Origin of the sequence: Agrobacterium sp. CNPSo 2736, assembly GCF_004005385.1 — a bacterium.
In the GTDB taxonomy this organism is placed as follows: domain Bacteria; phylum Pseudomonadota; class Alphaproteobacteria; order Rhizobiales; family Rhizobiaceae; genus Agrobacterium; species Agrobacterium leguminum.
In genome coordinates, this window is record NZ_RZTX01000001.1 from 693,935 (window position 1) to 719,003 (window position 25,069).

General features: G+C 60.1%; 24 protein-coding genes. 13 read left to right on the forward strand and 11 right to left on the reverse strand.

The annotated features are described in order from the left end of the window. Positions 1–185 precede the first annotated feature (185 nt). Both EM858_RS03180 and EM858_RS03185 read left to right on the forward strand, forming a co-directional pair. Complete coding sequence (locus EM858_RS03180; RefSeq protein WP_003524572.1) at positions 186–410, forward strand: aa3-type cytochrome c oxidase subunit IV; 225 nt, start codon at positions 186–188, stop codon at positions 408–410. Between the two features lie 69 nt (positions 411–479). After that, on the forward strand, positions 480–1,013 hold the full coding sequence (locus EM858_RS03185) for a hypothetical protein (RefSeq protein WP_205649537.1): 534 nt from the start codon (positions 480–482) through the stop codon (positions 1,011–1,013). A gap of 16 nt (positions 1,014–1,029) precedes the next feature. Here EM858_RS03185 and EM858_RS03190 read toward each other — a convergent pair whose 3' ends face one another. Continuing rightward, positions 1,030–2,283 (reverse strand): FAD-binding oxidoreductase, encoded by a 1,254-nt coding sequence (locus EM858_RS03190; protein WP_127755789.1) that lies wholly within the window; start codon positions 2,281–2,283, stop codon positions 1,030–1,032. A 317-nt stretch (positions 2,284–2,600) separates the two neighbouring features. On the opposite strand from EM858_RS03190, the gene EM858_RS03195 reads away from it, so the two are divergent. After that, positions 2,601–4,337, forward strand: coding sequence for a PAS domain-containing methyl-accepting chemotaxis protein (locus tag EM858_RS03195; protein WP_127755908.1), 1,737 nt, complete (start codon positions 2,601–2,603; stop codon positions 4,335–4,337). Positions 4,338–4,420: 83 nt separating this feature from the next. Here EM858_RS03195 and EM858_RS03200 read toward each other — a convergent pair whose 3' ends face one another. From EM858_RS03200 to EM858_RS03230, 7 genes are all read right to left on the reverse strand, one after another. After that, the gene (locus EM858_RS03200) at positions 4,421–5,737 is read right to left on the reverse strand and encodes an LLM class flavin-dependent oxidoreductase (protein WP_164865285.1); all 1,317 of its coding nucleotides are present in this window, start codon (positions 5,735–5,737) and stop codon (positions 4,421–4,423) included. Between the two features lie 18 nt (positions 5,738–5,755). Continuing rightward, positions 5,756–7,102: an MmgE/PrpD family protein gene (locus tag EM858_RS03205; RefSeq protein WP_127755791.1), complete on the reverse strand. Its 1,347-nt coding sequence runs from the start codon at positions 7,100–7,102 to the stop codon at positions 5,756–5,758. A gap of 4 nt (positions 7,103–7,106) precedes the next feature. Further along, positions 7,107–7,907, reverse strand: coding sequence for an amino acid ABC transporter ATP-binding protein (locus EM858_RS03210; protein WP_127755792.1), 801 nt, complete (start codon positions 7,905–7,907; stop codon positions 7,107–7,109). A 12-nt stretch (positions 7,908–7,919) separates the two neighbouring features. Beyond that, entirely contained in the window at positions 7,920–8,702 is a 783-nt protein-coding gene (locus EM858_RS03215) for an amino acid ABC transporter permease (RefSeq protein ID WP_080819164.1), read from the reverse strand. Then, positions 8,699–9,442: an amino acid ABC transporter permease gene (locus EM858_RS03220; RefSeq protein ID WP_127755793.1), complete on the reverse strand. Its 744-nt coding sequence runs from the start codon at positions 9,440–9,442 to the stop codon at positions 8,699–8,701. The genes EM858_RS03215 and EM858_RS03220 overlap by 4 nt, the downstream gene beginning before the upstream one ends. Before the next feature lie 297 nt (positions 9,443–9,739). Continuing rightward, positions 9,740–10,576 (reverse strand): transporter substrate-binding domain-containing protein, encoded by an 837-nt coding sequence (locus EM858_RS03225; RefSeq protein ID WP_127755794.1) that lies wholly within the window; start codon positions 10,574–10,576, stop codon positions 9,740–9,742. A 401-nt stretch (positions 10,577–10,977) separates the two neighbouring features. Beyond that, entirely contained in the window at positions 10,978–13,266 is a 2,289-nt protein-coding gene (locus tag EM858_RS03230; RefSeq protein ID WP_080819163.1) for an NADP-dependent malic enzyme, read from the reverse strand. Positions 13,267–13,729: 463 nt separating this feature from the next. Here EM858_RS03230 and EM858_RS03235 point away from each other — a divergent pair, with 463 nt between their 5' ends. Then, positions 13,730–15,160: a mannose-1-phosphate guanylyltransferase/mannose-6-phosphate isomerase gene (locus tag EM858_RS03235; RefSeq protein WP_127755795.1), complete on the forward strand. Its 1,431-nt coding sequence runs from the start codon at positions 13,730–13,732 to the stop codon at positions 15,158–15,160. 67 nt (positions 15,161–15,227) lie between these two features. On the opposite strand, the gene EM858_RS03240 is transcribed toward EM858_RS03235, so the two are convergent. After that, positions 15,228–15,950, reverse strand: coding sequence for a CPBP family intramembrane glutamic endopeptidase (locus EM858_RS03240; RefSeq protein ID WP_127755796.1), 723 nt, complete (start codon positions 15,948–15,950; stop codon positions 15,228–15,230). 221 nt (positions 15,951–16,171) lie between these two features. Here EM858_RS03240 and EM858_RS03245 point away from each other — a divergent pair, with 221 nt between their 5' ends. The 6 genes from EM858_RS03245 to EM858_RS03270 all read left to right on the forward strand — a co-directional run bounded on the left by EM858_RS03245 (position 16,172) and on the right by EM858_RS03270 (position 22,460). Beyond that, the gene (locus EM858_RS03245; protein WP_080819160.1) at positions 16,172–17,404 is read left to right on the forward strand and encodes an ABC transporter substrate-binding protein; all 1,233 of its coding nucleotides are present in this window, start codon (positions 16,172–16,174) and stop codon (positions 17,402–17,404) included. 143 nt (positions 17,405–17,547) lie between these two features. Beyond that, on the forward strand, positions 17,548–18,450 hold the full coding sequence (locus tag EM858_RS03250; RefSeq protein ID WP_003525111.1) for a sugar ABC transporter permease: 903 nt from the start codon (positions 17,548–17,550) through the stop codon (positions 18,448–18,450). Further along, a complete protein-coding gene (locus tag EM858_RS03255; protein ID WP_127755797.1) occupies positions 18,443–19,384 on the forward strand; it encodes a carbohydrate ABC transporter permease in 942 nt (313 codons plus the stop codon). The genes EM858_RS03250 and EM858_RS03255 overlap by 8 nt, the downstream gene beginning before the upstream one ends. Positions 19,385–19,389: 5 nt before the next feature. Beyond that, positions 19,390–20,478, forward strand: a complete 1,089-nt coding sequence (locus EM858_RS03260) for an ABC transporter ATP-binding protein (protein WP_080820951.1) — start codon at positions 19,390–19,392, stop codon at positions 20,476–20,478. Between the two features lie 59 nt (positions 20,479–20,537). Further along, positions 20,538–21,302, forward strand: a complete 765-nt coding sequence (locus tag EM858_RS03265) for a sugar phosphate isomerase/epimerase (protein ID WP_080819158.1) — start codon at positions 20,538–20,540, stop codon at positions 21,300–21,302. A gap of 24 nt (positions 21,303–21,326) precedes the next feature. Then, positions 21,327–22,460: a Gfo/Idh/MocA family oxidoreductase gene (locus tag EM858_RS03270; protein WP_127755798.1), complete on the forward strand. Its 1,134-nt coding sequence runs from the start codon at positions 21,327–21,329 to the stop codon at positions 22,458–22,460. A 101-nt stretch (positions 22,461–22,561) separates the two neighbouring features. Here the strand turns inward: EM858_RS03270 and EM858_RS27045 are convergent, their stop codons facing one another. Together EM858_RS27045 and EM858_RS27050 are read right to left on the reverse strand one after the other, a co-directional pair. Further along, complete coding sequence (locus EM858_RS27045) at positions 22,562–22,732, reverse strand: hypothetical protein (protein WP_164865286.1); 171 nt, start codon at positions 22,730–22,732, stop codon at positions 22,562–22,564. Beyond that, positions 22,725–22,862, reverse strand: a complete 138-nt coding sequence (locus EM858_RS27050) for a hypothetical protein (RefSeq protein ID WP_164865287.1) — start codon at positions 22,860–22,862, stop codon at positions 22,725–22,727. Before EM858_RS27050 ends, EM858_RS27045 begins: the two co-directional genes overlap by 8 nt. Positions 22,863–23,086: 224 nt before the next feature. Between EM858_RS27050 and queC the strand changes: the two genes are divergently transcribed. From queC to queE, 3 genes are read left to right on the forward strand one after another with little or no spacing between them, the layout of a single operon-like run. After that, positions 23,087–23,797 carry a 7-cyano-7-deazaguanine synthase QueC gene (queC, locus tag EM858_RS03275; RefSeq protein ID WP_127755799.1) on the forward strand — a complete coding sequence of 237 codons (711 nt, stop codon included), beginning with the start codon at positions 23,087–23,089 and terminating at the stop codon, positions 23,795–23,797. Then, on the forward strand, positions 23,797–24,153 hold the full coding sequence (queD, locus tag EM858_RS03280) for a 6-carboxytetrahydropterin synthase QueD (RefSeq protein ID WP_127755800.1): 357 nt from the start codon (positions 23,797–23,799) through the stop codon (positions 24,151–24,153). Before queC ends, queD begins: the two co-directional genes overlap by 1 nt. After that, positions 24,150–24,905 (forward strand): 7-carboxy-7-deazaguanine synthase QueE, encoded by a 756-nt coding sequence (queE, locus tag EM858_RS03285; RefSeq protein ID WP_127755801.1) that lies wholly within the window; start codon positions 24,150–24,152, stop codon positions 24,903–24,905. The genes queD and queE overlap by 4 nt, the downstream gene beginning before the upstream one ends. Positions 24,906–25,069 lie beyond the last annotated feature (164 nt).

A 25,069-nucleotide genomic window follows, 5' to 3' on the forward strand; every position in this document is an offset into this window, starting at 1 on the left:
CATGTTTTGCCCGGTTGAGCGGCCGCGATGCATGCCGTTGCCGTACTTTCGCGGAGAACGCATTGCGCTTTTCGGCGACTTCATGTTACCTCTGGCTACGGAGAATCCGGCATGGGCCCGCGATCGTTCGCGGGCAGATTTTCCCGCACGACGGGCATGACGGATGGAGCACAAGGGGAAGCGGAATGAGCGAACACCACACGGGTCCTGTCGAAGTCGGCGCCGAGATGAACTATGCCGAGCACGAAAAGACCTATAACGGTTTTCTGGCCTTGACGAAGTACGGCACCATGATGCTGTGCGTGCTGATGCTGGCCATGGTCGCGGGTTTCTTCACCACCGCCGGCTTCCTTGGTGGTCTGGTCGTCTTCGTCGTGCTGTCGGCTGCGGGTTTCTTTTTGCTGCGCTGAACAATCCCGTTCATGAGCGGTTCCCGTTGCGGGGACCGGGCGATGCCGGATAACCGGAAAGGCCAAGCCATGAAGCGTCTGTTATATTGTCTGTTTCTGCTGGTGGCGATTGCGCATCCCGCTTTGTCACGCGATCTCTCATCTGCCGAGCAGAATAGCCTTCGCACGCAGATAGAGCGATTTCAGACGGCTTTGAGCACACAGGATTTCGATGTCGTCGGCAGGACGGTGCCGCCGAAAATCTTTGAATTCATCGCAGGCGAAGCGGGTATTACCGTGGAGCAATTGCGCGGCGCTTTGACCGCGCAGATGCAGATGGCGCTCGCGGCCGTCAAGATAACCGAGTTCACCATGGATACGCAGGCGATCAGCCTTGCGCAAACCGCTGATGGAACGCCCTATGCGCTCATTCCGACCAGGACGGTGATGGAAACCGGCGGCCAGACGATCGAGGCGAAATCCCACACGCTGGCGCTGATGGACGGTGCGGACTGGTATTTGCTGCGGGTGAGCGACCAGCAGCAGGTCACGATCCTGCGCAAGGTCTATCCGTCTTTCGCCGAGGTGGTGTTTCCGGACGGTTCCATGCAGCCGGTGAAATAGCGCCGTCTTCCCGAACTCAGGAAAAACGTCCCGGCCGGAAAGGATCGACCGAGATTTCCGTCTCCTCACCGCTGGCCAGTTGCGTCACCAGACGGGCGGTTGCTGCCGATTGTGTCAGCCCCAGATGGCCATGGCCGAAGGCATAGATGACGGACGGCGTGGCGCGTGCCGTGCCGATGACGGGAAGACAGTCCGGCATGGACGGGCGGAACCCCATCCATTGTTTCCCGCCTTCCAGTTTGAGCCCGGGCAGGAAACGTCCTGCTTTCTTCAGCATGGCTTCCGCACGGCTGAAATTCGGCTTCAATTCCAGCCCGCCGAGTTCGACCGCGCCGCCAATGCGGATGCCCGTCGATAGCGGAGTGACGACGAAGCCATGGTCGTTGAAATAAAGCTGGCGCGTCAGGTTGAAAGCCTCGGGGGAAACCGTGGTGTTGTAACCACGTTCGGTTTCCAGCGGCACGATGTTGCCAAGCGTCGCTGCAAGTTTTCTCGACCAGGCGCCGCAGGCGATCACCACTTTGTCGGCATCGATCTTGTCGCCATTTTCCAGCGTCACGATCGTGCTTTCGCCGACGGCATCGATGCGTTCGGCCTCGCCTTTGCGCAGGCTGGCGCCGCGGGCGATTACCAGATCGAAAATGGCGCGGGTGAAATCGTAAGGGTCGGAGACCTGCAGGCCATCCGGCGAAAACATGGCATGGCGGAACTGGGGCGCAAGACCCGGCTGCAGTTCCTCGATTTCGGGGCGGCCGACGCGCTGAAAGTTGAAACCGGCGCTTTCCTTTTCGTCCCAGTCCCTGCGGGCAGCATTGAGACTTGCCTCGCTGTCATAAAGATCGAGCGTGCCGATTTTCGAAACGAGATGCGAAAGTTCCGGCATCGCCGCAACATGGGCCATTTCCATGGCAGCCAGCCGGTTGATGTCGGTGAGTGACTTCAGCCCATGGCGAAAGTTGCGCTCGGCGCTCGCGCGCCAGAAACGCCACAGCCAGGGTGCGATCTTCGCCGCATAGGCGGGCGGCACACTGAGCGGGCCGAGCGGATCGAACAGCCAGCGCGGCGCTTTTTTCATGATGCCGGGAGCCGGAATGGGGATGATTTCAGGGAAGGCCAGAATGCCGGCATTGCCGGAACTCGCGCCCCGGGCAACCTCGCCGCGCTCCAGCAACACCACCTCGCGTCCGGCATTCTGCAGATAAAGCGCCGCCATGGAACCGATAATGCCGGTGCCGATCACCAGCACATCGCATTTCAGGGTTTTGGTCATCGGCGCTCCTGCAACACAAATCTTTCAACCCCGCATAACAATGAATGCCGCCCCGATGAAAGGCCGTATCGTCTTGCCGGCGCAGAAATATCAGCACTGTGGCAAATAAGCGGTCCGAAATAGACAAGGCGAATATATTCGCGATGAAGCATACCGGCAGTCGATTGAGGCTCCGGATCAATAGTTATAGTTCATTATTAATCGCTATTTAACGGTGTCCGGCTAGTTTCGCGTGCAGGCGGGCCGACCGTTTTTCATCTCTATATTTCGAGGGTGGGCAGGTCTGCATATGGATTACTGTTTGGGGGTTCAAAATGATGTCTCACTTTTCCAAATTCGGTCTGGACGCTTCCGCCGTGCTTGATGCGCTGAGCCGCTCACAGGCCATCATCGAGTTCGATCTGACCGGCAAGATTTTGAAAGCGAACGATAATTTCTGCAAGGCCGTCGGCTATCAGCAATCCGAAATCGTTGGGCGTACCCACAGCATGTTCCTGTCTCCCGAAGATGCGGCCTCGCCCGAATACAAGAGCTTCTGGGCGAAGCTGTCGCGTGGCGAATACGATCAGGGCCAGTATCGACGTCGGGCCAAGAATGGCGACGAAATCTGGATCGAAGCTTCCTACAATCCGGTGTTCCGTTTCGGTAAACCCTACAAGGTGGTCAAGATTGCAACCGACATCACCTCGATCAAGCGCAAGAGCGCCGAGGATGACGGGAAACTGGCGGCGCTCTCCCGCGCACAGGCCATGATCGAATTTACGCCCGACGGGAAAATCCTCAGCGCCAACGAAAATTTCCTCGCGACGCTCGGTTACACGGCGGAAGACATCATCGGCAAACATCATTCGATGTTCTGCGAACCGGCCTATGCCCAGTCTGAGGACTATCGGGATTTCTGGAAGGAACTCGGAAAAGGCCACTTCTCGACGGGGCAGTTCATGCGCCTTGGCAAGGATGGCAAACGCGTCTTCATTCAGGCCTCCTATAATCCGATCATCGATGATCGGGGCCGCGTCTTCAAGGTGGTGAAATTCGCTTTCGATGTGACGGACCGGATGCATGCGGTCGAGGAACTTGGTGCTGCGCTCGAGCGGCTTTCTCAATGCAACATCCGTATTACGCTGGACAAACCCTTCGTCGGCGAGTTCGAGCGGCTGCGTTGCGATTTCAATAAATCCATCGCTGAATTCCAGAAGACGCTGGAAAACGTTCTCGGCCAGACCGGAGACCTGACCCGCAGCAGCCAGGAAGTCAGCGAAGCCTCCGTCAATCTCGCCGAACGTTCGCGTGAGCAGGCGGTGGCGCTTGAGGAAACTTCGGCAGCACTCGAAGAAATCACCGCGACGGTCCGTTCGTCGACCGACAACATGAAAGAGACGCGCAAGCTCGTTCAGAGCGCGCGGACATCCACCGTGGCTTCCACCGAGGTCGTGGAGCGGACAGTCGATGCCATGCAGCGTATCGAGACCGCCTCGCGGGAAATCAGCCAGATCATCGGCGTGATCGACGAAATCGCCTTCCAGACGAACCTGCTGGCGCTGAATGCCGGCGTGGAAGCCGCGCGTGCGGGCGAAGCGGGCAAGGGTTTTGCCGTCGTGGCGCAGGAAGTGCGCGAGCTGGCGCAGCGTTCCGCCAATGCCGCGAAGGAAATCAAGGCGCTGATCAACAATTCCGGCACCGAGGTCCTGGAAGGCGTCAGGCTGGTGGGCGAAACCGGCGAAGCGCTGAAGCAGATCGACGCGCTGGTCAGGCACATTGACGGCAATGTCGACATGATCGCCAAGGCGGCGGACGAGCAGGCCGTCGGCATCAGCGAGATCAACAAGGCGGTCAACCGGCTCGACCGGATGACGCAGGAGAATGCGGCGATGAGCGCCCGCACCACGGTGATCAGCACGACGCTGGCGCAGGGTGCGGATGCGCTGGCGCAACTTGTCAGCCTGTTCAAGCTGAACCGCCGTACGGTGCAGCGGGAAGACGGATCGTCCACCCGCCCGGATACTCCGAATACGGCCCGGCGCGACCAGACTTCGGCGCGGGCGGCCGCGTAAAGGAGCGGGCTCAGGCCCGCTTCAGCTTGAGAATGAGATTCTGTGGATGCGGATGCCTTTGAACGGACATCCGCATGGCTTTGTCACCGCAGCGCCGGCCTTGCGATACCGAGATGGTCGCGCAGCGTCGCGCCTTCGTAGTCCTTGCGGAACAGGCCGCGCTCCTGCAGGAGCGGAACGACTTCGCGATTGAATTCCTCCAGCCCGCCGGGGAAGAAGGGCGGCATGACGTTGAAACCGTCGGCCGCGCCGTTTTCGAACCATTCCTGCATCCGGTCCGCCACATCCTTGGCCGTGCCCATGACGATATGGTGGCCGCGCCCGGCGGCGACGCGCAGCGCCAGCTCCCGGATCGTCAGCTTTTCGCGGCGCGCCAGTTCGGTCAGAAGTTCGGCGCGGCTGCGCAGCTGGTCGGAAATCGGCAGGTCCGGCAGCGGGCCGTCGAGATCGTAATCAGTGAGGCTGTGGCCGATGCGTTCTTCAAGCAGCGGCATGGCGCTCTTGATATCGGTCCAGCGGTTCAGTTCCTTCAGTTTTTCGCCGGCCTCTTCGAAACTCCTGCCGATGATCGGCATGAAACCGGGCATCACGGCGACACTGGCCGGATCGCGGCCGAATTTTTCCACGCGTGCCTTGAGGCTGGTATAGAAGGCCTGCGCTTCGGAAATCGCCTGCTGGGCGGTGAAGACGATATCGGCGGTGCGGGCAGCGAGATCCTGCCCCGGCCCGGAAGAGCCGGCCTGGATGAGAACCGGGTGGCCCTGCGGCGAGCGCGGAATATTGAGCGGGCCCTTGACCGTGAAATATTTGCCCTCGTGGTTGAGGATATGGACCTTTGCGGGGTCGACATAGCGGCCTGCCTGCTTGTCCTTGACGAAGGCATCGTCATCCCAGCTGTCCCAGAGGCCGCGAACGACATTCACATATTCTTCCGCCACCGCATAACGTTCGTCATGCTCGGGATGGTCCTTGGAAAAATTCGCCGCCGTGCGGGCATAGGATGTGGTGACGATGTTCCACGCCGCGCGGCCGTGGCTCAGATGATCGATGGAAGCGAAGGCGCGGGCGGTGTGGTAGGGCTCGCCATAGGTGGTGGAGGCGGTGGCGGCCAGCCCGATCTTGTCGGTGACCATGGCAAGGGCTGCCAGCAGGGTCAGCGGCTCGAAACGGGCGATCATCGAGGGGTGGGCGTCGACGCCGCTGGTCAGGCCATCGGCGAGGAATACCATGTCGAATTTCGCCGCTTCGGCCATTTTCGTAACACGGGTGAGCAGATCGAAATTTTCGCTGCCGGCCTCCGCATCGGGGTGACGCCAGCCGGAAACGTGGTGCCCGGCGCCCTGCAGGAAAAGGCCAAGATGCATCTGTCTTTTGCGTGTCGTGGTGGTCATGGTGATCATGCCTTCATGTCGGTCGAGTTATATTTGCGATACCAGAAGCGTTTCGAGCTTCCTGAGGTCGGCTGCGGTTTTCATGGACCGCACCAGTGCCGGAACGCCGGCGAACTTCTCATTACTGCCGGTCGCGTCGGCGAATTTTTCGGTCGGGTCATCGATGCCAGGAAGGCCGTCGACACGGCGCGACAGCATCGTACCGTCCTTCTTCGTCACATCGATGACCACGAACCGGGTGGTCGGATCGGGCGAGAGGCGGCGGGCGGTCTCGTCATGCCGGCGCGAGATTTTGGCGGAAAGGGCAAGCAGGTCGACGCGTGTCTGGCGCTCATCGAAATGGCCGATGCCGAGCGCCCCATCCGCAAGCGCTGCGGCAAAGACGTATTCGGCGCTGAAGCGCGCATCTATGCCGGTCGTGGGCGTGGCCGGTCCAACGAGGGCGGCATCGCCGCCGGGCGGGAAGGTGATGGTGACCGCCTCGACCTCATCCGGTGTCAGACCACTGCTGTTGCGCAGCGCCAGCGCGCCGACGGCAACGGGATGGCTGGCGGTGCAGCAGGGAAAGGCCTTGAGGGTGAGGCCGGGGGAGACGATCTGCCAGGGTGCGCCCCAGCCGGAGAGAACGCGTTTCGGCTGCTCGGCGCCGAAGGCGTAGGCGGAATAAAAACCGATGGGGTTTTCCAGAAAATCCGGCGCGCCCTGAAAGCCCGATCGCGCCAGCCGCGCGGCGGTAAGGCCGGCGCGCGTGGCGAGCCCGGCATGCAGCGGCTTGGCGTCATAGCCGAATTGCAGGCGAAGCCCTGCCGATTGCGTGGCGGCGAGGCCGAGCGCAACGGCCGTAGTCTGCGGATCGAATTTCAGGAGATGGGCAATCGCCGCCGCGGCACCGATGGGGCCGAGAGTGGCGGTGGCGTGGAAGCCGTTTTCGTAATGCCTGGTGCCGAGCGAGAGGCCGAGACGCGCCATGGTCTCAAGCCCGACAATATAGGCGGCGATAAAGGCATCCGCCGTGGAGCCCTCTTCGACCGCGATAGCCAGCAAAGCGGGAACGATGGCGACGGTCGGGTGGCCGCGCACGCTGCCGTGGACATCGTCATAATCAAGCACATGCCCGGCGTGACCGTTGATGAGGGCGGCGGTGAAGGCATCCGTGCGCAGATCATGGCCGATAATGCCCGCCGTGCCTGATGTGCCGGGTGTGAAGCTGTCGATCAGGATTTTCGTACTTCTGTCGGCGGCGCCGCCCAGCACGCAGGCGAAAAAATCGATCAGCGCCGTGCGGGCGATGGCCACCGCCTCCTCGTCACGCAGGGGATCGGAGGCGGCAATCGCTTCGGCAAGATGAAGGGTGAGCTTTTCATCGGCGGTCATGGCATCATATCCCTTCGCCGTCATTGACCCGCGCGCCCTGTCCGCCGAGACCCTTGACGAAGGCGTTGATGCGCGGATTGGTCGACTTGTAGAAGATATGCTCCGGCGTGCCCTGATCGACGATCAGGCCGTTTTCGGTGAAGACGATATTGTCGCTGATTTCTTCGGCAAAACGCATTTCGTGGGTGACGAGAATGCTCGTCATGCCGTCATTGACGAGATCGCGGATGACGGCGAGCACTTCGCCCACGGTTTCCGGGTCGAGCGCGGATGTGACCTCATCGAACAACACCAGTTCGGGCCGCATGGCGAGCGCGCGGGCAATCGCCACGCGCTGCTGTTGGCCGCCGGAAAGCTGGCCGGGATAGGCGTCGACCTTTTGGGAAAGACGCACTTTTTCCAGCAATTCGCGTGCGTGACGTTCGGCTTCCGCCTTCGGCGTGCCGAGGATTTTGATCGGCGCGATGGTGATGTTCTCCATCACCGTCAGATGCGGAAAGAGATTGAACTGCTGGAACACGATGCCGATGCGCTTGCGCAGCGCGATGCGCTCGGCCTCGGTCTTCAGCTGGTCGACACGGGTGCCGCCGACGGTGATCTTGCCCGATTGCGGAATGAGCAGGCCGTTGATGCAGCGCAGGATGGTGGACTTGCCGGAGCCGGAAGGGCCGATGATGGAGACGGCGTCGCCCTTGTTGACCGTAAGGTCGATGCCCTTCAGGACCTGATTGTCACCGAAGGACAGGTGTATGCCTTCCAGTTCAACCAGAGCTTTTGCGGCGGTTTGTGGTGCGGGTGCGGACATGGCTTGTTCCAATCAGCGGGAAGCGAAGCGCCGCTCAAGGCGCTGCGTGAAACGGGAGACGGGATAGCAGAACAGGAAGAACGCCATCAGAACGGTGAGGTAGACCACGACGGTGAAATCGTTGCGCTGCACGGCGGTGCTGGCGTCCGTCGCGGCGTGCAGAAGTTCATGCACGCCGACCAGCGAGGCGAGCGCCGTACCCATGGTGATCGACGCATAGAGGTTCATCCATGGCGGCAGCGAGCGCTTCACGCATTGCGGCAGGATGATCCAGCGCAGTGTCTGATTGCGCGAAAAGCCCAGCCCCTGTGCCGCTTCCCATTGTGCCGTCGGAATGGACTGGATGGCGCCGCGGGTGATTTCGGCGATATGAGCGCTGGCCGGAATGGCAAGCCCGACGACGGCCTTGATCCAGTCCGGGAAGGGAATGTAGTTGCCGAAAGCGACGATCTCGAAGGGGAAGATGTAGGTCGCGGCAAAGATCAGCACCAGATGCGGGGCGTTGCGGAATATCTGCACATAGGTGAGCGCGGGCGCACGCACGAGGCGGTAGGGCGCAAGCTCCATGATGCCGAGCAGGACACCTATGAAGGTGCCGATGGCTATCGCAAGGATGCTGATCAGCACGTTCATGGCAAAACCCTTGGCCAGATAGGGCAGCCATTGCAGCAGCACCTGACCGAGCGACGGATCGAGGATCAGCCACAGCACGACGGCAATCAGCACGCCGAGCAGCAGAATGGTGCCGAAAGGCGGCTTCTTTACCGCCTGTGTTGGAGAAACCACCGCACTCATTGACCGAACCCCGGAACCGCAAGACGCCGTTCAAGCCACAGACCGGCCCTTGCGACGATAAAATTGATGACGCTGAAGAAGATCAGGATGACGATCATCAGTTCGACCACATTGTCGCGCTGCGTCCAGATCAGGATCGAGGCATAGGTGATTTCACCCACCGCAATTGCCGAGCCGACCGTGGTGAGCTTCACCAGATTGACGAGGTTGTTGATGATGGAGGGCAGCGCCGTGCGGATCGCCAGCGGAAACTCCACATAGCGTAAAATCTCGAAGGAGCTGAAACCGATCGCACGCGCCGCCTCGATGGTGGTGGCCGGCACCGCCTCGATGCCGCCGCGCAACGCTTCCGCATGGAAAGCGGCAATGTGCAGGCCGGTGATGGCGACGACCCAGAAAAAGGGTGTCAGCGGATTGTTCTGCGCGCCGCCCAACGCATTGGAAATCAGCATGTTGAGCACGAGGAAACCGCACATCAGCTGCACCAGCGTCGGCGTGTTGCGCGTCAGTTCCACATAGGCGCGCACGGGGCCGGCGAGCCAGGTCTTGCCCGATGTCAGCATGGCCGCGAAAATGAAGCCGAAGACGAGGCTGAGCGGCAAAGTGACGGCGACGAGGATCAACGTCATCTTCATGCCATCGAGCCAGATCTGAACCTCGTAACCGCTGTTCAGAAAGTCATAGTTGAGGCCGAGATGCGCGGCCAGTTCTATGAAGCGCGCTGTAAATCCATCCTGCATCGGAAATCCATGCTGTTGTCGCGGGTGCGCCGCCCTGCAGGCGGCCCCAGAATGACCTGTCTTGCTTTAAAGCAGAAAAGAACGGCGGGCGAAACCGACCGTTCCCGATAGTCAGGGGAAATCGCCATGATAGCAGCCGCCCTTGCGTCACGCCGGTCCCCGGAACAAGCCAAGGATGATCCGGCATCCAGCCACGGCGCGTCTGCGCCGTGAAAGTGTCTCTCGCGATCAAGAGCCTGATCACGCTTGACCCCCGGATCCCGTCGGGGTGACGGAGCGAGCGGGTTGCCCGATCCCTTATTGCGCCGAAAGCTTCTTCTGCTGCTCTTCCATATAGCCGATGCTCGGCAGACGGTTGGCCTTGGCGAATTCGAGCATCTTGCCGGAGGCGTGCAGTTCCTTGACGATCTTGTCGAGAGCGGCCTGCGTGTCGCTTTCACCCTTGCGCAGCCAGATCACGGAATCCGACGGGATAAGGTCGGTGGGGATGAGGATGCCGTAATCTTTCCACTCATCGGCGCGGTCCTGAAGCATCAGGCTCAGCGTGCCGTTGACGTGAACGGAGACGTCGCAATTGCCGCCCTTGAGCGCCAGCAGCGATTCCGGCTGGCTCGGCAGCGCCTTAACCTGCGCGCCATATTGTTCGATCAGCGGCTGGGTGTAGTTGGAGCCTTGCGAAACGCAGGCGATCTTGCCCTTCAGGTCCGACCAGTCCTTGATGCCACTGTCCTTGCGGCCGATGGCGGCGCCACCCTGGCGGTCATAGGGGGTCGGAACGTAGTCGAGCGTTTTGGCGCGCTCTTCCGTGTATTGCATGTTGGCGATCAGAATATCGACCTTGCCCTGCTGCAGGAACTGCACGCGGTTCGGCGGGGTCACGGTTTCGGTGACCAGCTCGACACCGAGGCCGGCGGCCAGCGCCTTGGCGACGTCGATGTTGAGTCCCTTCTGCTCCTGCGTCTTCGGATCGATAAAGCCGAAAGGCGCGCCGGAGAGGATGACGCCGACGGTGAGCTTGCCGCGACCCTTGATCCGGTCAAGCGTTGCATCCGCGTGAGCGGCGGTGGCCATCGAAGCGATGGCGACGGTTCCGGCAATGAGTTTTGCGGCAAATCTGGAGAAAGAGAGGGCCATGGGTATTTCCTTTTGATTGTAGGTGGAAACTACATGAGGCACCCGCCAAGAGCGAGAATTGGCATTGCGTGAAAAATAGTATGAATAAAATCCGGTTCCAATAAATCTTTTGTGGAGAAAAATTATCCTAATAATTTTGAATTGTAGAATCTTGTTCTTTTCCTCCCTTCCTGTGTGCCGGTTTGTCAGGAGCGGGAGAGTAGTCCGGATGTCGCTGAGGACCGGATGGCCACATGCGGAGCGAGCGCATCCGGCTTGTCTCTTCTCCCCGTGGGGAGAAGGTCGCGGCAGCGGGATGAGGGGGCGAGGCGAGCGATATTCGGAGAGCTTGCCCCCTCATCTGCCCCTTTTGGGGCATCTTCTCCCCGGCGGGGAGAAGAAAAAAGCCGCACGCCCTGTTCTTATCGCCCGGCATTATAGGCCGCGATTGCCGCCATGTTGACGATATCGCTGTCCTTCGCCCCCATCGAGGTGATCTGCACCGACTTGTCGAGGCCGACGAGAAGCGGGCCGATGACGGTCGCGCCACCCAATTCCTGCAGCATCTTGGTGGAGATGGAGGCGGAATGGATGGCGGGCATGACCAGCACATTGGCCGGGCCGGAAAGCCGGGCAAAAGGATACTGGCTCTGCATGCGGTGATGGTTGAGCGCCACATCGGCCGACATTTCGCCGTCGACCTCGAAATTGACATTGCGCTTGTCGAGGATTTTCACGGCCTCGCGCACCTTGTCGGAGCGTTCGCCGGTTGGTTGGCCGAAGGTGGAATAGGCGAGCATGGCAACGCGCGGCTCGTAACCGAAACGGCGGGCGAGGCCGGCTGCTTCTTCGGCGATATCGGCCAGGTCTTCCGCGTTCGGCATGTCATGCACGGCGGTATCGGCCACGAAGACGGTGCGGTTGCGCGAGACCACCAGCGAAACGCCGATGACGCGATGGCCGGGCTTGGTGTTGATGCAGCGGCGGATATCCTCGAGCGCGGTGGAGTAGTTGCGGGTAACGCCGGTGACCACGGCGTCCGCATCGCCCATAGCCACCATGCAGGCGGCGAAATGGTTGCGGTCGTTGTGGACCAGACGCTGCACGTCGCGCAGCAGGAAACCGCCGCGCTGCAGACGCGCATAGAGATAATCGACATAGGCATCGACGCGGCTGGAAAGGCGGGCGTTGGTGATCTCGATATTGGCACGGTCGAGATCGATGCCCGCGCGTTCCGCATTGGCCTTGATGATATCGTCACGGCCGAGCAGGATGGCGGTGCCGAGGCCCTGCGCGGTGAAGGAAATCGCCGCACGCATGACCTGTTCTTCTTCGGCTTCCGCAAAAACGACCCGCTTCGGCGAGCGGCGCACCCGCTCGTAAAGGCGCTGCGTGGTGGAAGCCATCGGGTCGCGGCGGGCGGAAAGCTCGCGGGCATAGGCGTCGAGGTCGGGCAGCTCCCGGCGGGCGACGCCGGTTTCGATGGCGGCTTTCGCCACGGCCACCGGAATGGCCGAGATCAGACGCGGATCGAAAGGGACCGGAATGATATATTGCGAACCGAAGCGCGGGCGGTTGCCCTGATAGGCGGCGGCCACATCGTCAGGCACATCCTCGCGGGCAAGATCGGCGAGCGCCTGTGCCGCCGCGATCTTCATCGCGTCGTTGATCTGGCTGGCGCGAACATCGAGCGCGCCGCGGAAGATATAGGGAAAGCCGAGGACGTTGTTGACCTGGTTCGGGTAGTCCGAACGTCCGGTCGCCATGATGGCGTCGTCGCGGATGCGCGACACTTCTTCCGGCGTAATTTCCGGGTCCGGATTGGCCATGGCGAAGATGATCGGCTTCGGCGCCATGGAGCGGATCATCTCTTCGCTGAAAGCGCCCTTCTGGGAGAGGCCGAAGACCACATCCGCGCCCTTCATGGCTTCCGCCAGCGTGCGGTTGTTGGTTTTCACCGCGTGTGCGGATTTCCACTGGTTCATGCCTTCGGTTCGGCCCTGATAGATCACGCCCTTGGTATCGCAGAGCGTGATGTTTTCAGGGTTGAAACCCATGGCCTTGATGAGGTCCATACAGGCGATTGCCGCAGCGCCCGCGCCGTTGCAGACGAGCTTCGTGGTCTTGAAGTCACGGCCCGTCAGTTCGATGGCGTTGATGAGGCCGGCGGCGGCGATGATGGCGGTGCCGTGCTGGTCGTCATGGAAGACGGGAATGTCCATCAGCTCGCGCAGGCGGCTTTCGATGATGAAACATTCCGGCGCCTTGATGTCTTCCAGATTGATGCCGCCGAAAGAGGGGCCGAGGTAACGCACGCAGTTGATGAACTCATCGGCGTCTTCGGTATCGACCTCGAGATCGATGGAATCGACATCGGCGAACCGCTTGAAGAGAACGGACTTACCCTCCATGACCGGCTTGGAGGCGAGCGCGCCGAGATTGCCGAGACCGAGGATGGCCGTGCCGTTGGAGATGACCGCAACCATGTTGCCGCGCGTGGTATAGTCGTAAGCGGTCGCCGGATTTTCGGCGATGGCTTTCACCGGCACGGCCACGCCAGGCGAATAGGCAAGCGACAGGTCCCGCTGCGTCGCCATCGGTTTGGTCGGGGTGATTTCCAGTTTCCCCGGTCTGCCTTCCGCGTGGAAATCCAGGGCTTCCTGATCCGTAACCGATGTTCTTGTGCTGGCGGGTTTCGTCGTGTCGGACATGGGCTGAGCGTGCTTTCGTGTCGATAACAGTGTAAAAATATCCGCCGTTGTTATTGTATTTTTCGCGCGCCTGCCAAGCCTTGAATGTTGTTCAGTGCAGCAAATTTAAGCGTGATGAAATTTGCGGCCGATTTAATCGATTAATTCCCGTTGTTCGTGTCAAAGGCTTTGCCGATAGGATTGGCGGACCCGGCTTATCGCTCTGAAAAATGAAGCGCAGGGCTTTGTCCCGGGGGTTTCTTTGCTCTCGGTCACTTTGAGCGGCCATTCCGTGCGGAACCTCGCACTCCCCCTTGCGTTAGGAAAACGGGCCTGCCGGCAAATGCCCCGCCGTTCACCAAGCTTTCACAAGGCGAATTTATGAGCTTGCGCTTATCCGCCCGTGAACCGATGATGGCGGTATTTCGAAATATGTATATTGTCCGGCGCGCCGGGAAATTTTTAGAGTTGGAAAGGTTTTATTGTGAAGGAACACTCTCGAAAGATCACGCCGGTTCTTCTTGCTGGCGGTGCTGGTTCGCGGCTTTGGCCGGTATCGCGCGATCAATTGCCCAAGCAGTTCCAGCCGCTGGTCGGCAATCTTTCGACCTATCAGCAGACGCTGCAGCGGGTGGGCGACAACAGCCTTTATGCCGAGCCGCTGGTGATCACCAACGAGGATTTCCGTTTCTTCGCCCGCCGTCAGGCCGAAGAGATCGATCTGCCGGCAACCGTGGTGCTGGAGCCCGCCCGCCGCGACAGCGCCGCCGCCATGGCCGCCGCCGCCGTGCTGGCCGAGCGCCGCGAGCCCGGATGCCTGGTGCTGGCGCTTGCCGCCGACCATGTTGTGCTCGATGCCGACAAGTTCTCCGACGCCGTGAAACTTGGCGCAAAAGCCGCCGATCAGGGCAATATCGTCGTCTTCGGCCTGGTGCCGACCGAACCGCGCACCTCCTACGGTTATATCAAGCCGGGTGATGCGATCGATGGCGAAAAAGACTTGAGCACCGTCGATGCCTTCGTGGAAAAGCCGGATATGAAGACGGCGATCTCCTATCTGGAAAAGGGTTATCTCTGGAATTCCGGCAACTTCCTGTTCCGCTCCGATGTGATGATCGCCGAACTGAAGGCCTTCGCTCCGGAGATTCTTGCGGCGGTGACGCAGGCGGTCGAGCAATATGAAAGCGACCTCGGCTTCGTGCGCCTGCATCAGGCCAGCTTCGAGGCTTCGCCGAAGAACTCCATCGACTATGCCGTGATCGAGAAGACCAAACGCATGGCGGTGGTGCATGGCCATTTCCGCTGGTCGGATATCGGCAGCTGGGATGCGATCTGGGAAATTGCCGACAAGCGCGGCAACGACAATGCGCTGGAAGGCAACGGCGTCTTCATCGATTCCGAAGGCTGCCTCATCCATTCGACGCAATTGCTGACGACGGTGGTTGGCGCCAAGGACATGGTGGTGGTGGCCACCAAGGATGCGGTTCTGGTGGTGCCGAAAAACCGGGTGCAGGATGTGAAGGGTCTGGTGGAGACGCTGAAGGACGGCGAACATGCACCGCAGACGCAAAGCCACAAGCGCGTCTATCGCCCCTGGGGTTATATCGAACACATGTATGTGGACGAGCGTTACAGGGTGGGCCATATCACGGTCGACCCCGGCCACCGCATCTCGTTCCAGAAACACTATCACCGCTCGGAACACTGGATCGTCGTCAAGGGCACGGCGACGGTGACGATCGGCGAAGAAACGAAGTTGCTGACGGAGAACCAGTCGGTTTATATCCCGATTGGCCAGCCGCACCGGCTTGCCAATGAGGGGCAGATCCCGCTCGAACTGGTCGAAATCCAGACCGGGGCCTATATCGGCGAGGATGATGTCATCCGCATCGAGGACGATTATAAAAGGCAATAGAATTGCCGCCCGCGCCGAAGGTTTGGAGAAGGTGAGGCGGATAGTTGTCCGGCTCACCTTTATCGGCTCAGGCGGTCAGCGCGTTCACGCAATGGGCAAGGGCATGAGACAGCATCGCCGCCTCCAGCCCCCGACGCCAGAACAGCCATCCGAACAGCAGGCCGGGAATGAAATTGGTGAGCAGGACTGCAAGGATCAGCGCCGCCTGCGGCCGAGCGACAATCGCAAACAGAAACGGCAGATGACCGGCGGCGAAGAGTGCCGCCGCCATAAGGATGGCGGCCCACAAAATCACCGGTCGAATCTGTCCCCTTCCGGTCACGCGCCAGAGCGCCCAGGCGAAAAACGACATCAGGCCCCATCGGGTCAATAGCTCTTCCGTGATCCCGCCATAGAGAATCCGGGTCGTCAGCGGGACATTAAAAGCGGTCATTCTTGCCACGGCGGCCGCATCCGCGACCGCTGGCAGGATCGCTGATGAATAGGCGATCATCAGCAGGCCGACGGCAATGCCCACCGCCAGCGCGGGCGGCACCTGTGTTCGCAGCACCGCGCGCGGGTTGTCGCCCGTCAGCCAGCTATCGACCAAGGGGGCGCCAAGCCCGAGTTTTGCGGTCAGAGCCTGACCGGTTGCTACCGCCGCAATGGTCAGTATTGCCGGCTGGATGAGGATCAGCAGGCGTATTCCGAATGAAACTTGCTGTCCCGGTACAAGCTGCTCAAATGTCGCCAATAAAAGCGATGCGACGCCGGCTAGTCCGATGACCAAAAGAATATGCCAGCGCTTCATGGTCTCTTCACCTGTTTTACTCACCACGAAGTTTTGTAAGCGACTGGCATTGCGTGTGGATTACGCAGCGCAATCCCCTGTGCCGCATACCTATCCGGCGCATTTTCCAATCGTTCGAAATGCCTCCTGCGGGCGCTGTGAGATTCGTATTTTAGGCGGTTGCCTAATCAAAAATCTTCGCATACGTTCCAACTGCAACGTTTCAGTGAGGGAGGAGACTCATGCGAATGCGTGTTATTTCTGCGGCCTTTTTGGCCAGCGTGATGATTCCGGCGGGTATCGCCGGGGCCACCGATCTTGAGGTGACCCATTGGTGGACATCGGGCGGCGAAGCCGCAGCGGTCGCCGAACTGGCCAAGGCTTTCGACGCCACCGGTAACAAATGGGTGGATGGCGCGATTGCCGGTTCGGGCGGCACGGCCCGTCCGATCATGATCAGCCGCATCACCGGCGGCGACCCGATGGGTGCGACCCAGTTCAACCACGGCCGTCAGGCGGAAGAGCTGGTGCAGGCGGGCCTGATGCGCGACCTGTCCGATGTTGCCGCAAAGGGCAACTGGAAGGACGTCATCAAGCCGGCAAGCCTGCTCGACAGCTGCACCATCGACGGCAAGATTTACTGCGCGCCGGTCAACATCCATTCCTGGCAATGGCTGTGGCTTTCCAATGAAGCCTTCAAGAAGGCGGGCGTCGAAGTTCCGAAGAATTGGACGGAATTTGTCGCCGCCGCGCCGGCGCTGAAAAAGGCCGGCATCCAGCCGCTCGCGCTCGGTGGGCAGGCATGGCAGGCCAACGGCCTGTTCGACACGCTGACGCTTTCGATCGGCGGCAAGGACCTTTATCAGAAGGTCTATGGCGACAAGGATGCCGAGGCGGCAGCCGGACCCGATATGGCGAAGATTTTCGCGGCTGCCGTCGAGGCGCGCGATATGGCCAAGGGCACCAATGTTCAGGACTGGAACCAGGCCACCAACATGGTCATCACCGGCAAGGCCGGCGGCCAGATCATGGGTGACTGGGCGCAGGGTGAATTCCAGCTGGCCAACCAGAAAGCCGGTACGGATTATTCCTGCCTTCCCGGTCTTGGCCTCAGTGAATATCTCACCACGGGTGGCGACGCCTTTTATTTCCCTGTTTTGAAGGACGAGGCGAAAACCAAGGCGCAGGACGTTCTCGCCGCAACCATCGTCGATCCAAAAACGCAGGTGGCCTTTAACCTGAAGAAAGGCTCGCTGCCGATCCGCGGCGACGTCGATCTGAATGCAGCCAATGACTGCATGAAAAAGGGTCTGGCAATTCTGGCCAAGGGCAACGCGCTGACCAGCACAGACCAGCTGATTTCCGCCGATACGCAGAAACAGAAGGAGGACCTGATGGCGGAATTCTTCGCGGGCTCGATGTCGGCGGAAGACGGGCAGAAGCGCTTCGCGGACATTATCGGTTCGGCGGACTGATTGTGATCACTCCGGGTGGGAAAGCGGTTCGCCGCTTTCCTTTCCAGCGTCCTGCCTGTGCAACAATCACCAGCACGGGCAGGGGTTTCATGCGGTGAGGCTTTTGCTTGACCGTTGACTGTAACGTTACAGGAGGAGGTAACATGGCAGGTCAAGCGCGCTCGGGGCGCCCCAACCAGCTTTTCCGCAATCTCAATTCCAAGATTGCCTCCATTCCCATGATACTGACCGCCATGGTGATCTTCCTCGGCGGAACGATTTGGACGGTGGTTTATTCCTTCACCAATTCCAAGCTTCTGCCGCGCGCGAGCTTTATCGGTTTCGATCAATATGAGCGTTTGTGGGCAGCACCACGCTGGATCGTGTCCATTCAGAATCTGGCGATCTACGGTGTGCTGTCGCTGATCTTCAGCCTCGTCATAGGCTTCGTGCTGGCGGCGCTGATGGATCAGAAAATTCGTTTCGAAAACACCTTCCGCACCATTTTCCTCTATCCTTTCGCCCTGTCCTTCATCGTCACCGGCCTTGTCTGGCAATGGCTGCTGAACCCGGAATTCGGCATCCAGTCCGTCGTCCGCTCGATGGGCTGGGAAAGTTTCACCTTCGATCCGCTCTATAATTCCCAGATTGTCATCTACGGCATTCTGATCGCGGCGCTCTGGCAGGGCACGGGGCTCGTCATGTGCCTGATGCTGGCGGGCCTTCGCGGCATTGACGAGGACATCTGGAAGGCGGCGCGCGTCGACGGCATTCCGATGTGGAAGACCTATATTCTCATCATCATTCCCATGATGCGGCCGGTCTTCATCACCACGCTGGTCATCATCGCCAGCGGCATCGTCAAGGTTTACGATCTGGTGGTGGCGCAGACGAGCGGCGGGCCAGGCATCGCGTCCGAAGTGCCGGCGAAATATGTCTATGACTACATGTTCCAGGCGCAGAACCTGGGGCAGGGCTTCGCCGCCTCGACAATGATGCTCCTGACGGTCGCGATCATCATCATTCCATGGGCCTACCTCGAATTCGGAGGCAAGAAGCGTGGCTAATATCAGCACATTGAACACGGTTGTCGCCGCCAGCGATGCGGTTGCCCCGGACCTTTCCGGCCCGCGCGGCAAGAGGCCGAGGAAAACCTTTTCCCGCCACAACATCATTCTTTACGGCACGCTCATCGTGGCTGCCGCCTATTACCTGCTGCCGCTTTACGTGATGGTCGTCACCTCTCTGAAAGGCATGCCGGAAATCCGGCTCGGCAACATCTTTGCGCCGCCGGTGGAAATCACTTTCGAACCCTGGGTAAAGGCCTGGGCCAATGCCTGCACGGGCTTGAACTGCGACGGGCTTTCACGCGGCTTCTGGAATTCGGTGCGCATCCTCGTGCCTTCGGTGGTGATCTCGATCATCGTCGCCTCTGTCAGCGGCTATGCCATGGCGAACTGGAAGTTCAAGGGATCGGAACTGTTCTTCTCGATCCTCATCATCGGCGCCTTCATTCCCTATCAGGTGATGATCTATCCGATTGTCATCGTGCTGCGGGAACTTGGCATATACGGTACGTTAACCGGTCTCGTCATTGTGCATACCATCTTCGGCATGCCGATCCTGACGCTGCTGTTCCGCAATTACTTCGCCTCGCTGCCGGAAGAACTGTTCAAGGCGGCGCGCATCGATGGCGCCAATTTCTGGCAGATCTATTTCCGCATCATGCTGCCCATGTCGCTGCCGATCTTCGTCGTGGCGATGATCCTGCAGGTGACCGGCATCTGGAACGATTTCCTGTTCGGCGTGGTGTTCACGCGGCCGGAATATTACCCGATGACGGTGCAGCTCAATAACATCGTCAACTCCGTGCAGGGCGTGAAGGAATATAACGTCAACATGGCCGCCACGCTTTTGACCGGGGCCGTGCCGCTGATCGTCTATTTCGTCTCCGGCAGGCTTTTCGTCCGCGGCATTGCTGCCGGCGCAGTAAAAGGTTGAGCTATATGAACAAAAGCGTTTCCATTCGCGATCTTTCCCTGTCCTTCGGCGCCGTTACCGTGCTGAAAGACCTCAATCTCGACATTTACGACGGCGAATTCCTCGTGCTGCTCGGCTCTTCCGGCTGCGGCAAGTCGACCCTTCTCAATTGCATCGCCGGCCTTCTGGAGCCGACCGATGGGCAAATCTTCATCAAGGACCGCAACGTCACCTGGGAAGAGCCGAAGGATCGCGGTATCGGCATGGTGTTCCAGTCCTATGCGCTTTATCCGCAGATGACGGTGGAGAAGAACCTGTCCTTCGGCCTTCAGGTCGCCAAGGTGCCGAAAGAGGAGATCGACCGCCGCGTCAAAAGGGCGGCTGGCATATTGCAGATCGAGCCGCTGTTGAAACGCAAGCCCGCCGAGCTTTCCGGCGGCCAGCGCCAGCGTGTGGCCATCGGCCGGGCGCTGGTGCGGGATGTGGATGTTTTCCTGTTCGACGAGCCGCTCTCCAACCTCGACGCCAAGCTGCGCTCGGAACTGCGCGTCGAAATCAAGCGGCTGCACCAGTCGCTGAAGAACACCATGATCTATGTGACGCATGACCAGATCGAGGCGCTGACGCTGGCGGACCGCATCGCCATCATGAAGAGCGGCGTCATCCAGCAGCTCGCCGATCCCGTCACCATCTACAACAAGCCGCGAAATCTCTTCGTCGCCGGTTTCATCGGCTCGCCGTCGATGAATTTTCTGCGCGGCGAGCTGATCGAAAAGGACGGCAAGGTGGTCTTCACCACCAATGGCGTGACTTTCGCGCTGGACGGTTATCATTCGGAAACGCCGCTTGCCGCCGGCCGCGCCGTGGTTCTGGGCGTTCGCCCCGAACATGTGCGCGTCGACGCCGATATCGTCGGTGGTGAAGTGCACGAGGCGATTGTCGATATCGAGGAGCCGATGGGTGCGGATAATCTGATCTGGCTGAAACATGCCGGGCATACCATGTCCGTGCGCGTGGGCGGCCACAGGCGGTTTTCACCCGGCACCAAGGTGCGCCTCGGCCTCGACATGACGATGGCCTCGCTGTTCGACGCGCAAAGCGAGGACCGGCTCTAGAACAGCTTCGATTTACCCCCACACACAATCCCAAGACCCAGATCTCTATGGAGGAGACAATGACAGAACTCGGTTTCCAGCTTTACAGCGCCCGTAATTTCCAGCCTTTTTCCAACATTCTGAAGAAGCTTTCGGCGGCGGGTTATAAACATGTCGAAGGTTATGGCGCGATGTACGCTTCGCTGGATGACGCCGGTTTGAAGGGCCTGCGCGCCGAACTCGACGCCAATGGCCTTGCCATGCCGACCGGCCATTTCGGCCTCGACCTTCTGGAAGGCGATCCGAAAAAGGCGCTCAATATTGCCAAGGTTCTGGGCGTGGAGGCGATCTATTGCCCTTATCTGATGCCTGACCAGCGCCCGACAGATGCCGCAGGCTGGTTCGCTTTCGGCAAGCGTCTGCAGGAAGCCGGCAAGCCCTTCGTGGATGCCGGGCTGGTTTTCGGTTGGCATAACCATGATTTCGAGTTCAAGACGCTTGGCGACGGTTCCACCCCACAGGAGCAAATCTTTGCCGGTGGCCCGGACCTGAAATGGGAGGCGGATATCGCCTGGATCATTCGCGGCAATGCCGATCCGCTCGCCTGGATCGAGAGCTACGGCAAGCGCATTACTGCGGTACATGTGAAGGATATCGCACCGGCAGGCGAGAATGCGGATGAGGATGGCTGGGCCGATGTCGGCCATGGTACAGTGGACTGGAAGGGCCTTATCGCGGCGCTGAAGGCGAAATCGGCCACCAAACATTTCGTGGTCGAGCACGACAATCCGAAGGATATCGACCGGCTGATCACCCGTTCGATCGCATCTTTCAAAACCTACTAAGTTTCAATTTTCGGAGTTTCCATCATGGCCAGGGATCTTGGCGTCGGCATCATCGGATGCGGCAATATCTCGTCTGCTTATTTCTCGCTGGCACCGCTCTTCAAGGGCATCAAGGTGCTTGCCTGCGCCGACCTCAACCGCAATGCTGCGGAGTTGAGGGCGGAAGAATTCGGTGTTGTCGCGCAGTCCATCGAGGAACTGCTTGCCAACAAGGATATCGACGTGGTGGTGAACCTCACCATTCCCGCCGCACATTTTCCGGTGTCGAAAGCCGCCCTCGAGGCGGGCAAGCACGTCTATTCGGAAAAGCCGCTGGTGCTTTCGCTGGAGGAAGGCGAGGAGCTGCGGCGCATCGCCCGCGAAAAGAAGCTGTCCGTCGGCTGCGCGCCGGACACGTTCCTCGGCGGCGCGCATCAGCTTGCCCGGCAATATATCGATGACGGCAAGGTCGGGCGCATCACGTCAGGCACCTGCCATGTGATGAGCCCCGGCATGGAGATGTGGCACCCCAATCCGGGCTTCTTCTTCCTGAAGGGCGGCGGGCCGATCCTCGATCTCGGTCCCTATTACGTCGCAAATCTCATCAACCTCATCGGCCCGGTGAAGCGCGTCGGTGCGCTGACCTCGATGGCGAACCCCACCCGTACGGTGACCAGCCAGCCGTTGAACGGCGAAATCATCCCGGTCGAAACGCCGACCAATATCCATGCCCTGCTGGAATTCGTGAACGGCGCGACGATCACGCTTTCGGCCAGCTGGGATGTCTGGTCGCATCGCCACGCCAATATGGAGCTTTACGGCACGGAAGGCTCGATCTACGTGCCGGATCCGAACTTCTTCGGCGGCGTGGTGGAGATGAGCGGTCGCGACAAGAATATCCAGCCGCTGGAAGACTGGGCGCATCCTTTCGGCATCGCCAATCAGGAAAGCCCGAACGGCCCGCGCGCCAATTACCGCACGGCGGGCCTTGCCGATATGGCGATTGCGCTTCTGGAAGGCCGCGATGCCCGCTGCTCGCTCGACCGCTCATTGCACGGCATCGATGTGATGACCTCGATCCTGAAGTCAGGCGAGGAGGGGCGCTTCATCGAGATGAGGACGACCTGCACCCAGCCGGCGGCACTCGGCATCGAGGAGGCGCAGGCGTTATTGCGCTAAGCCCCTGTTTACAAAAAAGAAGGCCCGGCGTACTGCCAGTCCGCCGGGCCTTCCCCGCTCAGCCGGTTGCGGCGAGCGTCGCGTGTTCGCGCTTGAACTCCTTAAAAGCCGATGAAAAGCCCCAGCCACCGTGCAACGGTTCTAATCATCCAGATCAGGAAGACGAACGGGGCTATGCCAACCGCTGCGACGAGCGCCGCCGAGGCGACAACGAGCGCCGTGGTGAGATTGCGCCTGAACCGGTGGCGTTTTGTGTCGAGAGCCTTATCCATGACGCATGGCGGTGATCAGCCCGCGAATGGTGAGCGTGAGATAAAGCATGCCCGCCATCGCCATCAGCAGGCCGGTGCCGAGAGAGCTGAGGTTGTTCAGCGAAAACAGAAATGTATCAGCCGCCACCATTGGCAAGACCCTTCATGAACAGCAGATTTCGCATCGTTCTAGATCGTGCCGGTTTCCCGCTTATGTCCCGATTGTTTCGTCTTGTTGCTGTGGCGGGGCATTTTCGTGATGGCGTGGTTTTGCGCGATTTCCGCAAGGCCCTTCACAAGCCCGTCGGTTTGGTTTAAAGCCGCTCCCCGTAATCCGGTCGCAGCCCACCCGGTCAAAACAAGGGATCCCAAATTATGAAAACCATCGTCATCTGCTCCGGCGGATTGGACTCCGTTTCGCTTGCGCATAAAATCGCGGCGGAACACGACCTTCTCGCTCTCGTCTCCTTCGATTACGGCCAGCGCCACAGGAAGGAACTGGAATACGCGGCCGATTGCGCAAGGCGTCTCGGCGTGCCGCATCATGTCATCGATATCAGAACCATTGGCGCCCATCTCACCGGTTCGGCGCTGACTGACGACGTGGAGGTGCCGGACGGGCACTATGCGGAAGAGACCATGCGCTCCACCGTGGTGCCGAACCGCAATGCCATCATGCTCACCATCGCTTTCGGGCTGGCCGCCGCGCAGCAGGCGGATGCCGTGGCGATTGCCGTGCATGGCGGCGATCACTTCATCTACCCCGATTGCCGGCCGGGCTTTATCGACAGTTTCAACGCCATGCAGGCGCATGCGCTTGAGGGTTATGCCGACGTCAAGCTCTTTGCCCCCTATGTCACCGTTTCCAAGGCGGCTATCGTAACCGATGGCGCGAAATACGGCACGCCGTTTGGCGAAACATGGTCCTGTTACAAGGGCGGCCTGCGCCACTGCGGCCGCTGCGGCACCTGCGTGGAACGGCGCGAGGCCTTTCATCTGGCCGGTGTCACCGATCCGACCGACTATGAGGACCCGGATTTCTGGGTGGCGGCCACCCATGCCTTTGCGGCACAGGAGGTGCGCTGATGTTCCGCATTACCAAGGAATTTCACTTTTCCGCCTCGCATCAGCTGAAAAGCCTGCCCGCCGACCACCAGTGCAACCGTCTGCACGGCCATAATTACATCGTTGAGGTCGAGCTATCGGGCGAAGAGCTGAACGAGCACGGTTTCGTGCGTGACTATCACGAGCTTGCGCCACTGAAGCACTATATCGACGATCATTTCGATCACCGCCACCTGAACGATGTCCTCGGCCATGACCGGGTGACGGCGGAATATCTTGCAAAACATTTCTACGACTGGTGCAAGGATCGCCTGCCTGAAACCAGTGCGGTGCGGGTGAGCGAAACCGCCAAGACCTGGGCGGAATACCGGCCATGATAGCGGCTGCACAAAAGATTGCAGCGAAGGAAACCACGATCCGCATCAGCGAAATCTTCGGTCCGACCATTCAGGGCGAAGGCGTGCTGATCGGTCTGCCGACCGTCTTCGTGCGTACCGGCGGCTGCGATTACCGCTGTTCCTGGTGCGATACGCTGCATGCCGTTGACAGCGAGTACCGTGACACGTGGAAACCGATGCCGGTTGAGGCGATCTGGCAGGAGGTGCGGCGGCTTTCCGGTGGCGTGCCGCTGACGGTCTCGCTTTCAGGCGGCAACCCGGCCATCCAGCCGCTCGGAGCCTTGATCGCGAAGGGGCAGGGCGAGGGGTATCGCTTCGCGCTGGAAACGCAGGGCAGCATCGCGAAAGACTGGTTTGCCGATCTCGACCATCTGGTGCTGAGCCCCAAACCGCCATCGAGCGGCATGGAAACGGACTGGCAGGCCTTCAAAGACTGTCTTGCCGCCGCCGGCGAGGGGCCGCAGGTGGCGCTGAAGATCGTGGTGTTCGACGATGCGGATTATGCCTATGCCAAGGCGGCATCCGCGCGCTTCCCGCATCTGCCCGTCTATCTCCAGCCCGGCAACCATACCCCGCCGCCGCCCGATGATGACGATGCGCGTGTGGATATCGATGGGGTGATGGACCGGATGTTGTGGCTGGTGGATAAGGTCAGCGAAGACCGCTGGTTTTCGGCGCGGGTGCTGCCGCAGCTGCATGTGCTGTTGTGGGGGAACAAGCGCGGGGTTTGACGCTGCGTGGGAGTGAAATTCCACGCTGTAGCTTGCATCCTCAAGAAGCGCACAATGTATTGAGCGAGTGGAAGCCGCTTGTTTCTTCTCCCCGAGGGGGAGAAGGTCGCGGCAGCGGGATGAGGGGGCTTGCTCGCCGAAATCCGGGGACGTTGCCCCCTCAT

What these genes read in the sequence shown, in the direction of transcription:
- queE (WP_127755801.1), top strand. Translation starts at nt 24,150, where the DNA reads ATGATAGCGGCTGCACAAAAGATTGCAGCGAAGGAAACCACGATCCGC.
- EM858_RS27050 (WP_164865287.1), bottom strand. Translation starts at nt 22,862, where the DNA reads ATGGTGGCGGCTGATACATTTCTGTTTTCGCTGAACAACCTCAGCTCT.
- EM858_RS03215 (WP_080819164.1), bottom strand. Translation starts at nt 8,702, where the DNA reads ATGAGTGCGGTGGTTTCTCCAACACAGGCGGTAAAGAAGCCGCCTTTC.
- EM858_RS03225 (WP_127755794.1), bottom strand. Translation starts at nt 10,576, where the DNA reads ATGGCCCTCTCTTTCTCCAGATTTGCCGCAAAACTCATTGCCGGAACC.
- EM858_RS03220 (WP_127755793.1), bottom strand. Translation starts at nt 9,442, where the DNA reads ATGCAGGATGGATTTACAGCGCGCTTCATAGAACTGGCCGCGCATCTC.
- EM858_RS03240 (WP_127755796.1), bottom strand. Translation starts at nt 15,950, where the DNA reads ATGAAGCGCTGGCATATTCTTTTGGTCATCGGACTAGCCGGCGTCGCA.
- EM858_RS03250 (WP_003525111.1), top strand. Translation starts at nt 17,548, where the DNA reads ATGGCAGGTCAAGCGCGCTCGGGGCGCCCCAACCAGCTTTTCCGCAAT.
- EM858_RS03195 (WP_127755908.1), top strand. Translation starts at nt 2,601, where the DNA reads ATGTCTCACTTTTCCAAATTCGGTCTGGACGCTTCCGCCGTGCTTGAT.
- EM858_RS03210 (WP_127755792.1), bottom strand. Translation starts at nt 7,907, where the DNA reads ATGTCCGCACCCGCACCACAAACCGCCGCAAAAGCTCTGGTTGAACTG.
- queC (WP_127755799.1), top strand. Translation starts at nt 23,087, where the DNA reads ATGAAAACCATCGTCATCTGCTCCGGCGGATTGGACTCCGTTTCGCTT.
- EM858_RS03245 (WP_080819160.1), top strand. Translation starts at nt 16,172, where the DNA reads ATGCGAATGCGTGTTATTTCTGCGGCCTTTTTGGCCAGCGTGATGATT.
- EM858_RS03190 (WP_127755789.1), bottom strand. Translation starts at nt 2,283, where the DNA reads ATGACCAAAACCCTGAAATGCGATGTGCTGGTGATCGGCACCGGCATT.
- EM858_RS03270 (WP_127755798.1), top strand. Translation starts at nt 21,327, where the DNA reads ATGGCCAGGGATCTTGGCGTCGGCATCATCGGATGCGGCAATATCTCG.
- EM858_RS03205 (WP_127755791.1), bottom strand. Translation starts at nt 7,102, where the DNA reads ATGACCGCCGATGAAAAGCTCACCCTTCATCTTGCCGAAGCGATTGCC.
- EM858_RS03230 (WP_080819163.1), bottom strand. Translation starts at nt 13,266, where the DNA reads ATGTCCGACACGACGAAACCCGCCAGCACAAGAACATCGGTTACGGAT.
- EM858_RS03265 (WP_080819158.1), top strand. Translation starts at nt 20,538, where the DNA reads ATGACAGAACTCGGTTTCCAGCTTTACAGCGCCCGTAATTTCCAGCCT.
- EM858_RS03260 (WP_080820951.1), top strand. Translation starts at nt 19,390, where the DNA reads ATGAACAAAAGCGTTTCCATTCGCGATCTTTCCCTGTCCTTCGGCGCC.
- EM858_RS27045 (WP_164865286.1), bottom strand. Translation starts at nt 22,732, where the DNA reads ATGGATAAGGCTCTCGACACAAAACGCCACCGGTTCAGGCGCAATCTC.
- queD (WP_127755800.1), top strand. Translation starts at nt 23,797, where the DNA reads ATGTTCCGCATTACCAAGGAATTTCACTTTTCCGCCTCGCATCAGCTG.
- EM858_RS03180 (WP_003524572.1), top strand. Translation starts at nt 186, where the DNA reads ATGAGCGAACACCACACGGGTCCTGTCGAAGTCGGCGCCGAGATGAAC.
- EM858_RS03200 (WP_164865285.1), bottom strand. Translation starts at nt 5,737, where the DNA reads ATGATCACCATGACCACCACGACACGCAAAAGACAGATGCATCTTGGC.
- EM858_RS03185 (WP_205649537.1), top strand. Translation starts at nt 480, where the DNA reads ATGAAGCGTCTGTTATATTGTCTGTTTCTGCTGGTGGCGATTGCGCAT.